Source organism: Nocardioides sp. PD653-B2 (assembly GCF_002117935.1).
GTDB lineage: Bacteria > Actinomycetota > Actinomycetes > Propionibacteriales > Nocardioidaceae > Nocardioides.
In genome coordinates, this window is record NZ_BDJE01000042.1 from 102,903 (window position 1) to 112,990 (window position 10,088).

The 10,088-nt window shown below is 72.7% G+C and carries 8 protein-coding genes; 6 read left to right on the top strand and 2 right to left on the bottom strand.

What is annotated here, in order from left to right; translation table 11 throughout:
• The first annotated feature begins 14 nt into the window (after positions 1 to 14).
• Positions 15 to 2,720: a DNA polymerase I gene (polA, locus tag PD653B2_RS18505; protein WP_085873871.1), complete on the top strand. Its 2,706-nt coding sequence runs from the start codon at positions 15 to 17 to the stop codon at positions 2,718 to 2,720.
• Here the strand turns inward: polA and PD653B2_RS18510 are convergent.
• Positions 2,717 to 3,970: a lipopolysaccharide biosynthesis protein gene (locus tag PD653B2_RS18510; protein WP_242665340.1), complete on the bottom strand. Its 1,254-nt coding sequence runs from the start codon at positions 3,968 to 3,970 to the stop codon at positions 2,717 to 2,719. The two genes, polA and PD653B2_RS18510, sit on opposite strands and share 4 nt — an antisense overlap.
• Positions 3,971 to 4,031: 61 nt before the next feature.
• On the opposite strand from PD653B2_RS18510, the gene PD653B2_RS18515 reads away from it, so the two are divergent.
• The 5 genes from PD653B2_RS18515 to PD653B2_RS25135 are packed head-to-tail and all read left to right on the top strand — an operon-like array spanning position 4,032 to position 8,883.
• A complete protein-coding gene (locus PD653B2_RS18515) occupies positions 4,032 to 4,907 on the top strand; it encodes a decaprenyl-phosphate phosphoribosyltransferase (RefSeq protein WP_242665341.1) in 876 nt (291 codons plus the stop codon).
• Complete coding sequence (locus tag PD653B2_RS18520) at positions 4,900 to 6,234, top strand: FAD-binding oxidoreductase (RefSeq protein WP_207559319.1); 1,335 nt, start codon at positions 4,900 to 4,902, stop codon at positions 6,232 to 6,234. Before PD653B2_RS18515 ends, PD653B2_RS18520 begins: the two co-directional genes overlap by 8 nt.
• A gap of 9 nt (positions 6,235 to 6,243) precedes the next feature.
• Positions 6,244 to 6,999: a decaprenylphospho-beta-D-erythro-pentofuranosid-2-ulose 2-reductase gene (locus PD653B2_RS18525; RefSeq protein WP_085873874.1), complete on the top strand. Its 756-nt coding sequence runs from the start codon at positions 6,244 to 6,246 to the stop codon at positions 6,997 to 6,999.
• Positions 7,000 to 7,001: 2 nt separating this feature from the next.
• The gene (locus PD653B2_RS18530; RefSeq protein WP_085873875.1) at positions 7,002 to 8,696 is read left to right on the top strand and encodes a hypothetical protein; all 1,695 of its coding nucleotides are present in this window, start codon (positions 7,002 to 7,004) and stop codon (positions 8,694 to 8,696) included.
• A gap of 31 nt (positions 8,697 to 8,727) precedes the next feature.
• Positions 8,728 to 8,883 carry a hypothetical protein gene (locus tag PD653B2_RS25135; RefSeq protein WP_165763535.1) on the top strand — a complete coding sequence of 52 codons (156 nt, stop codon included), beginning with the start codon at positions 8,728 to 8,730 and terminating at the stop codon, positions 8,881 to 8,883.
• 23 nt (positions 8,884 to 8,906) lie between these two features.
• On the opposite strand, the gene PD653B2_RS18535 is transcribed toward PD653B2_RS25135, so the two are convergent.
• The gene (locus tag PD653B2_RS18535) at positions 8,907 to 10,070 is read right to left on the bottom strand and encodes a glycosyltransferase family 4 protein (protein ID WP_085873876.1); all 1,164 of its coding nucleotides are present in this window, start codon (positions 10,068 to 10,070) and stop codon (positions 8,907 to 8,909) included.
• Positions 10,071 to 10,088 lie beyond the last annotated feature (18 nt).

Genomic DNA, 10,088 nt, shown 5'->3' on the forward strand with positions numbered 1-10,088 from the left:
GATAGAGTCGCAGGGTGCCCGACGCCGCTCCCATCACCGCCCGCCCGCGCCTGCTCCTGCTGGACGGCCACTCCCTGGCCTACCGGGCCTTCTTCGCCCTGCCGGTGGAGAACTTCTCGACCACGACCGGGCAGCACACCAATGCCGTCTACGGCTTCACGTCGATGCTCATCAACGTGCTCCGCGACGAGCAGCCGACCCACATCGCCGTCGCGTTCGACGTCTCGCGGCAGACCTTCCGGCTCGCGGAGTACGCCGAGTACAAGGCGGGCCGCAGCAAGACGCCCACCGAGTTCAGCAGCCAGCTGCCGCTGATCGAGGAGGTGCTCGACGCGCTGCGGATCCCGTTCCTGAAGAAAGAGGGCTACGAGGCCGACGACATCATCGCGACGCTCGCCACCCAGGCGCTCGCCCAGGAGATGGAGGTGCTCATCCTCACCGGTGACCGCGACTCCATCCAGCTGGTCACCGACGAGTCGACCGTGCTCTACCCGATGCGCGGGGTCTCGGACCTGGCCCGGATGACGCCCGACTGGGTCGAGAACAAGTACGGCGTCCCGCCCTACCGCTACCCCGAGATCGCGGCGCTGGTGGGGGAGACCTCCGACAACCTCCCGGGTGTGCCCGGGGTCGGGGTGGGTTACGCCGCGAAGTGGATCAACCAGTACGACGGGCTCGACAACGTCATCACCCACGCCGACGAGATCCCCGGCAAGAAGGGCGAGGCGCTGCGCGCCCACCTGGGCGACGTGATCCGCAACCGCCAGCTGAACGCGCTGATCCGCGACCTCGACCTCGACCTGGGCCCGGCCGACCTGGCGATCCGCCCGTGGGACCGCCAGGAGGTGCACACCCTCTTCGACGGCCTGGAGTTCCGGGTGCTGCGCGAGCGCCTCTTCGAGACGCTCACCTCCGAGGAGGAGATCGACGACTCCGGCTTCGACGTGGCGATGAGCGTCCTCGCGGCCGGCGAGCTGCCGGCCTGGCTCGAGCAGAACGCCTCGTCCGGAGACCGGGTCGGGGTCCACGTGGTCGGCAGCTGGGGCGCCGGCAGCGGCGACGTCACCTCGCTCGCGCTGGCGACGGGTGACGGGACGGCCGCCTGGGTGTCGGCCGACGAGCTCGACGCCGATGACCAGGCGGCGCTGGCGGCGTGGCTGGCCGACCCGGCCCGGCCCAAGGTGCTCCACGACGCCAAGGGGCCGATGCTGGCGCTGGCCGCCTGGGGGATGCCGCTGTCCGGGCTCGACCGCGACACGGCGCTCTCGGCCTACCTCGCCCGGCCCGACCAGCGCTCCTACGACCTCGCCGACCTGACCGTCCGCTACCTCAAGCGCGAGCTCAAGCAGGGTGTGGCCGACGACGGGCAGCTCAGCCTCGACGGGCTCGACGACGCGCTCGGTGACAGCAGGGCCGGTGAGGTCGAGATGCTGCACGCCCGCGCGGTGCTCGACCTGGCCGCCGCGCTCGACGACGAGCTCGACGAGCGCGGCGGCACCCGCCTGCTCAAGGACATCGAGCTGCCCCTGGTCGACCTGCTCGCGAAGATGGAGCAGACGGGCATCGCGGTCGACGCCGACCACCTCGAGGCGCTCGAGGGCCACTTCGCGACCGAGGTCCGCACCGCCGCCGAGGAGGCGTTCGCGGTGATCGGCAAGGAGATCAACCTCGGCTCGCCCAAGCAGCTCCAGGTGGTGCTGTTCGACGAGCTCGACATGCCGAAGACCAAGCGCACCAAGACCGGCTACACCACCGACGCCGACGCGCTCCAGGCGCTCTACGTGAAGACCGAGCACCCGTTCCTGCTCCACCTCCTGCGCCACCGCGACGTGTCCCGGCTGCGCCAGACGATCGAGGGCCTGCTCAAGACCGTGGCCGGCGACGGCCGCATCCACACCACGTTCAACCAGCTGATCGCGGCCACCGGCCGGCTCTCCAGCACCGACCCCAACCTCCAGAACATCCCGGTCCGCACCGAGGAGGGCCGCCGGATCCGGGAGGGGTTCGTGGTCGGACCCGGCTACGAGTCGCTGATGACCGCCGACTACAGCCAGATCGAGATGCGGATCATGGCCCACCTCTCCGAGGACGCCCTCCTCATCGAGGCGTTCAAGTCGGGCCGTGACTTCCACTCGATCACCGCGGCCCGGGTCTTCGACGTCCCGGCCGACGACGTCACCAGCGAGATGCGCGCCAAGATCAAGGCGATGAACTACGGCCTGGCCTACGGGCTGTCCGCCTTCGGCCTCAGCCAGCAGCTCGGCATCGACCCGGGCGAGGCGCGCGGCCTCATGGACGAGTACTTCCAGACCTTCGGCGGCATCCGCGACTACCTCGGCGGGGTTGTCGAGGAGGCGCGCAAGACGGGGTTCACCGAGACCATCAAGGGCCGGCGCCGCTACCTGCCCGACCTGACCAGCGACAACCGGCAGCGCCGTGAGATGGCCGAGCGGATGGCGCTCAACGCCCCGATCCAGGGCTCGGCCGCCGACCTGATCAAGATCGCGATGCTGAACGTCGACCGCGCGATCGGCGAGGCCGGGCTGGCATCACGGATGCTGCTCCAGGTCCACGACGAGCTCGTGTTCGAGGTCGCGCCGGGTGAGCGCGAGACGCTCGACGCGCTGGTGCGTGAGCAGATGGGCGCCGCCGCGGAGCTGACGGTCCCGCTCGACGTCTCCGTCGGCACCGGGCACAGCTGGCACGAAGCAGCGCACTAGGGCTGCGGCGTGACGATCGGCTCCGGCATCGGGCGCGTGCGGGTCACGTAGAGACTGATCGTCAGCAACGCGGCCAGCAGCAGGGCGTCGACGACGATGACCACGGTCAGCAGGCCGCGCAGGCTGTCGGCGGCCAGGCCGAGCGCGATGACCGCGACGAACGCCGCCCACACCAGGTAGGCCGAGCGCTGGCCCTGGCGGGCGAGCACGGAGTAGACGAGCAGCTGCAGCATCGACAGCACGGTGCCGAGGATCGCGAAGATCCACAGGTGGTCGGCGATCTCGTCGTAGTTGTCGCCGCCGACGAAGATCAGCGCCAGCTGGGGCAGCACCGCGGCTCCCGCGGTGGTCACCGCACCGAGGACGGCCACCAGCGAGAGGCTGAGCGTGAGCGCGCTGCGCCGCTCGGAGCTGGTCGACATCGACGGGAAGGCGACGACCACCACGAACTGCGGCAGGAAGAGCACCGCCTTCGTGAGGATCAGGCCGCCGGCGTACAGGCCCGCGTCGTGCCCGTCGAGGACGTTGCGCGCGACGACGATGTCGGCGTTCGAGAGGGCGAAGAACGCGAGCAGCACCTGGGAGTTGTGGAACGACTCCCGGATCACGTTGCGGAAGCCGTGCGACTCGCTCTGCACCCCGGACTCGCGCGGGCGGCGCAGGAAGCGCCAGCCGGCGATCACCGGGAAGGTCGCGCCGATGCCGATGCCGACCAGCGCGGCCGCCTCGCTCGGCTGCCACACGATCAGCGCGGTGCCGATGACCAGGCGGGGGAGCCCGCTGAGGAGGTAGAGGATGGAGAGCGCCCCCCACCGGCGCTCGCCCTGCAGGATGCCGGCCTGTCCGCCCATGATCGTGAAGGGCACCGACACGACCGAGACCAGCGCGGCCGTGCCGAGGCTGTCCAGGCGCAGGACGATGTCGAGCAGCGGGGTCAGCACCAGGAGCAGCACGCCGAGCGCCACGGCCGCGCGGTAGGTGACGCCCAGGATGGTCTTCTCGATCTGGGCCACGTGCTCGGGCTCCGCAGCGATCCGCCGGGCGGCGGTGGCCTGCAGGCCGAGCTGCAGCACGGTGATGACGAGCAGGGTGGCCATCAGGCTGGCGAGGGCGCCGTACGACCTCGGGCCGAGCAGGCGCGCGGCGATCATCGTGAAGCCGTAGGTCGCGACGTTCATGACGCCCATCGCCACCGCGATCGACCCGCCGCCGCCCAGCAGGGCGGTCAGTCGCGGGGTTCGAAGGGCCACGGCAGGGAAGCGTATGCGAGTCCGGACCTGCGCTCGCTACCCGCACCCTAGACTCGCCGCCGTGACTCCCGCCGGCGCCGTGCTCCGGTCCATGCGACCGAAGCAGTGGACCAAGAACCTCCTGGTGGTGGCGGCGCCCCTCGCGGCCGGTGACATCGGCGAGCCCGGTGTCCTCGGCGCGACCCTCCTCGCGTTCGTCGCTTTCTGCGCGGCGTCCTCGGCGATCTACCTCGTCAACGACTGCGCGGATGTGGAGGCCGACCGGCTGCACCCGCGCAAGCGGTTCCGGCCGATCGCGTCCGGCCGGCTGTCCGTGCGGACGGCGCTGGTCGTGGCGGCGGCACTGTTCGCCGGCAGCGTCGCGGTGGCCGCCGCGATGCGCTGGGAGTTCGCGGCGCTCCTGGGCTCCTACATCGCGGTGATGCTGCTCTACGCGCTGTGGCTCAAGCACGAGCCGGTCCTCGACCTGACCCTGATCGCGGGCGGCTTCCTGATGCGGGCCGTCGCCGGCGGCCTGGCCGCGGACATCCCGATCTCGGACTCGTTCCTCCTGGTCGCGGGCTTCGGGTCCCTCTTCATCGTGGCCGGCAAGCGCTACTCCGAGCTGCACACGCTCGGCAGCGAGGCCGGGACCCGTCGGTCCCTGGTCCGCTACACCGACACCTACCTGCGCTTCGTCTGGAGCATCGCGGCGGCGGCGACCATCACGGCGTACTGCCTCTGGGCGTTCGAGGGCGGCGCGGAGGCCGGCGACTCGGGCGTCCCGTGGCACACCCTGTCGATCCTGCCGTTCGTGGTCGGCCTGCTCCGGTACGCCGTCGACATCGACGCCGGCCAGGCCGCGGAGCCCGAGGACATCGTCTGGGGTGACCGGGTCCTGCAGGGCGTCGGCGTGGTCTGGATCGTGGTCCTGTCGCTGGGGGTCCTGGGTGTCTGAGCGGTTGACGGGCTGGGGGCGCACGGCGCCCACGGTCGGCCACGTCGTCAGCTCGACGCCCGATCAGGTCGCCGAGCTCGTGGGTAGGGCCGGCCCGCGCGGTCTGATCGCCCGGGGTCTGGGCCGGTCGTACGGCGATCCCGCGCAGAACGCCGGCGGCACCGTCCTCGCCCCGTTCGCCGGGCGCATCGAGGCTCCGCTCGCCGACGGCACGGTCCGGGTGTCGGCCGGGACCAGCCTCCACGAGCTGATGGTGGACCTGCTGCCGCGCGGCCGCTTCGTGCCGGTCACGCCCGGCACCCGCTACGTGACCGTCGGTGGCGCGATCGCGTGCGACGTGCACGGGAAGAGCCACCACGTCGCCGGCAGCTTCGGAGACCACGTCGCCTCCCTCGACCTGGTGCTCGCCGACGGCTCCACGCGCACGGTCGGACCCGACCGCTCCGCCGACCTCTTCTGGGCGACGGTCGGTGGCATGGGGCTCACCGGCGTGGTCACCTCGGCGGTGCTCCGCACGATCCCGGTCGAGACCGGGTACGCCACGGTCACCACCCAGCGGCTGCCCGACCTCGACGCCGTGATGCGGGAGATGCGGGAGTCCGACCGCGACTTCACCTACTCCGTCGCCTGGATCGACACCCTCGCCCGTGGTCGTGCGATGGGGCGGTCCGTGCTCTCGCGCGGCGAGCACGCCACCCGCGACCAGCTCAGCGGTCGCGCGGGCGCCGAGCCGCTGGTCGTGCCGGGCGCCCCTCGGCTCGCGGTGCCCTTCCCGTCGCCCACGAACCTGGTCACGTCGCTCGGCGTGCGCGCGTTCAACGAGGCGTGGTTCCGCACGTCACCGGCCCACCGGGACGGCGAGATCCAGTCGCTCGGAGCGTTCTTCCACCCGCTCGACGGCGTCGCGAACTGGAACCGGGTCTACGGTCCGCACGGCTTCGTGCAGTACCAGTTCGTCGTGCCCGACGGACAGGAGGAGTCCCTGGTGCGGATCCTCGAGCGGATCTCCGCGGAGCGGCTGCCCTGCTTCCTCGCGGTCCTGAAGCGCTTCGGTCCCGGCAACGCCGCGCCGATGTCCTTCCCGCTCGCCGGGTGGACCCTGGCGTACGACGTGCCCGCCCACCCCGACCTGGCACCGCTCCTCGACGGGCTCGACCGGCTGGTGGTGGCCGCCGGCGGCCGGGTCTACCTCGCCAAGGACGCGCGCCTGCGGCCCGACGTGCTGGCCGAGATGTACCCCCGGCTCCCCGAGTTCCGCGCCGTTCGCGAGACCGTGGACCCCGATCACGTCTTCCAGTCCGACCTCGCCCGCCGCCTCGCCCTCTGACAGGACCCCATGATCAACGCACTCGGTCAGCCGCAGACCCTGCTCCTCCTGGGCGGCACCAGCGACATCGCGCTCGCCGTGGCCCGCGACTACGCCCGGACCGGCTCGCCGTACGTCGTGCTGGCCGCGCGTCCGGGTGCCCGGCGGGACGCGGCCGTCGCGGAGCTGGCCGGCCTCGGCCTGGGCGTCGAAGCGGTCGACTTCGACGCCGAGGCGACCGACACCCACGCCGACCTCATCGAGGGCGTCGCCCGGGTGCGCGACATCGACGTCGCGGTGGTCGCTTTCGGGGTGCTCGGCGACGAGGAGCAGGCCTGGCAGGACCACGACGCTGCGGTCCACCTCGCCACGGTCAACTACGTCGCGCCGGTGAGCGTCGGCGTCTGCCTGGCCGCCGTCGTCAAGCGCCAGGGGCACGGGGTGATCGTCGCGCTCTCCTCGGTGGCGGGGGAGCGCGTACGCAGGTCGAACTTCGTCTACGGCTCCTCGAAGGCCGGCATGGACGGCTTCTACCTCGGGCTGGGCGAGGCGCTGCGCGGCACCGGCGGCCGGGTGCTCGTGGTCCGCCCCGGGTTCGTGCACACGAAGATGACCGAGGGGCGCGACGCGGCGCCGCTCTCGGTGACCGCCGAGGACGTCGCGGCCGCCGTGACCAAGGCAGTCGCCGGCGGCGACGACCTGATCTGGGTGCCGGGCGCGATGCGCGGCGTCATGTCGGGCCTGCGGCACGTGCCCCGGGCGCTCTTGCGCCGACTCCCCATCTGACCATGCGGTTCGTCGCGAGGTACGCACCCGCGGCCTGGGCGCTCGCCCTGGGCCTGCTGCTGCTCGGTCCGGCGCTGGGGCCGGGCTACCTGCTGACCTACGACATGGTGTGGGTCCCCGACCTCGCGCTCCGCGGCGACTTCTGGGGTCTCGGCACGGCGCTCCCGCGCGCGGTCCCCTCCGACGCGGTCGTCGCCGTCCTCGACAGCGTCGTGCCCGGCATGGTCCTGCAGAAGGTCGTCCTGCTCGGTGCCCTCGCGCTCGGGGGCCTCGGCGCGATCCGGCTGGCGGGCCGGTCGACCGCGGCCCGGCTCGTCGCCGTGAGCGCCTACGTGTGGACCCCGTTCGTCGTCGAACGGCTCTGGATCGGGCACTGGCCGCTGCTGCTGTGCTGGGCGGTGCTCCCGTGGCTGGTGGTCGAGGCCGCGCGGTTCCGCGGCGACGGACGCCTCGGTGCCGCGCTCCCGTTCCTGCTGGTCGTCGGCTCGCTGAGCGCGAACGCGGGGGTGATGTCGGCCCTGGTGCTGCTCGGTGTCGGGCTCACCCGCCGGGGTGCGGTGCGCCTGGCGCTGGCCGTGGTGGCCGCCAACGCCCCGTGGCTCGTCGCCGGCGTGCTCCACCTCGACAGCGCGACCTCGAGCGCCGCCGGTGGCGTCTTCGGCGTCAACGCCGAGGGCTCGCTGCCCACGCCCCTGTCGGTCCTCACCCTAGGCGGCATCTGGAACGCCGAGGTCGTGCCGGCCTCGCGCACCGGCGTCGTGCTCCCCCTGGTGCTCGCCGGTGTGCTCGTGGCCGCGGCCGTCGCCGGGTGGCCGCTGCTGCGCGAGCGCCTCGGGCGCCGCACGATGGACGCCCTGGTCGCGTCCTGGCTGCTCGGCTACGGGCTCGCCCTGCTGTCGTGGGCCGCGCCCGAGACCGTCGGCGGCCTGGCCGGCCACGTGCCCGGGGGTGGGCTGCTCCGCGACGGCGGACGCTTCCTCGCCCTCTGCGCGCCGCTGACCGCAGCCCTGATGGCGGCGGGCGCGGAGCGGCTCGCCGGCCGGTGGCGCGAGCTGGCGCCGAAGGTCGTCGTCGGCGTCGCCGGCGCCCTGCTCCCGCTGGCGCTGATGCCCGACGCCGCCTGGGGCGGGGGAGGCGACCTCGACCCGGCGACGTACCCCGACGACTGGGCCGCGGCCCGCGCGGCGCTCGCCGACCCGCCCCCGGGCGACCTCGTGGTGCTGCCGTTCACCAGCTACCGCGCGCCGACCTGGAACGGCGGGCGCAAGGTGCTCGACCCGCTGGCGCGCTACCTCCAGCGCGACTACGTCGTCAACGACCAGCTCGCGGTCGACGGCCGGCTGATCTCGGGGGAGGACCCGCGGGTCCCGGCGGTGCTCGACGCGCTGCAGGAGCCCGACGCGACGAGCCGGGCGACCGCCCTCGGGCGGCTCGGCATCGGGATCGTCGCGCGCGAGACCGACGTGCCGACCTCGCCGGCGTACGACGCCCCGGTCGCGGGCACCCGGATCTTCCACGGAGCGAGCGTCGACGTGGTCCGGATCGATGCCCCGGTCGCCCTGCGCGAGCCCCCGACGAGCTGGGTCGTGGCGCTCTCGGCCGCCTGGGGAGCCTTCCTCCTGCTGCTGCTCGGCGGCACGTGGAACGTGTTCTCGTTGCTGTGGTCGCGAATGCGTACGAGACGTGGATTCCAGTGATACGGTCTGGCCCGAGAGGGAGGGAACCCACGTGCAAGGATTTCTGATCGCGTTCGTCAGCGTTCTGGTCGGCGGAGGTCTGGCCGGTGCGACGGTCGTCGGACTCGTCGACTCGCAGACCGCGCCTCCCGAGAAGTCGCCGGCCAACGTCAGCGACCCGGTTCTCGAGTACGGCACCACCAGCTGACGCCGGCTGCTTCTCGCGACTGATCAGTCCCCGGTCGCGTCCTGGTCGTTGACCAGCTCTCCGCGCAGTGCCGAGCCCACCACGTGGGCGAAGGCCGCCTGCGAGTGCTCCCAGGTGTAGCCCTCGCCGTGCCGGACCGCCCCCTCGGCGAGGACCCGGCGTCCGGCGGTGTCTCGCAGCAGCGCGCCGAGTGCGGCCGTCAGCTCGGCCGGGGTGTCGACCAGGACTCCGGACACGCCGTCGACGATCGACTCCCGGGTGCCGCCCGCGCTCGCGTAGGCGACCGTGGGGGTGCGGTGCGCGGCGGCCTCGCCCACGACCAGACCCCAGCCCTCCTTGAGCGAGGGCAGGACCATCAGCCACGACTCCTCGTAGATCTCGTGCTTGCGGACCTCGGAGACCTGCCCCTCGAAGACGACCGCCCCGCGGTCCACCAGCTCGCGGGCGTGGGCGTGCAGCTCGGCCTCCCACCAGCCGCTGCCGACCACGCGCAGCCGGAGGTCCGGGAACTCCTCGAGCAGCTCGCCGACGGCGTCGATGGCGTGCTCGACCTGCTTGTGGGGGACCAGCCGTCCGACCACGCAGATGGAGGGGTTCGCGGACTTGTGGGCGTCGACGGACACGACGGGGTCGCTGCCGTTGTGCACGACCGCGATCCGCGGCCCGGTCACGCCGAGCTCGCGCAGCTCTGCGCGCGTGGCCCGCGAGACGGCGACGTACTGGCGTCCGCGGTAGAGCCGCGGCGCGAGCCGGCTCTCGATCCACCACCCGACCCGGCCGGCCAGTCCGGGGTAGACGACCGGCCACTGCTCCCGGTGGACGTGGTGGACCAGGACGACGACCGGCGCGCGGGTGACCAGCGGGGTGAAGAACGGGAGCCCGTTCTGCACGTCGACCACCACGTCGACCCGGCCGAGGCGGCGACGCAGCAGCGCCCACATGCCGAGCGGGTAGACGGACAGCTTGGAGCCGCGGCGCACGAAACGGATGCCGTCGACGGTCTCGTCCGGGGCGGCGCCGGCGTACGCGACGCAGAAGATCGTGACGCGGCAGCCGCGCTCGACCAGCCCGGCGGCCATCTGCTCCAGGTAGCGCTCGGCACCCCCGCCCTCGGGGTTGCGGGTGTCGCGCCAGCTCAGGAAAACGACGTGGCGACCCGCCAGCTCAGCGGCATCCGTCGGTGACACCCGGCGAGGTTACTACCC

Excerpts from the sequence above, each read along its gene's own strand:
- PD653B2_RS18525 (WP_085873874.1), top strand. The coding sequence starts at position 6,244 with ATGATCAACGCACTCGGTCAGCCGCAGACCCTGCTCCTCCTGGGCGGC.
- PD653B2_RS18530 (WP_085873875.1), top strand. The coding sequence starts at position 7,002 with ATGCGGTTCGTCGCGAGGTACGCACCCGCGGCCTGGGCGCTCGCCCTG.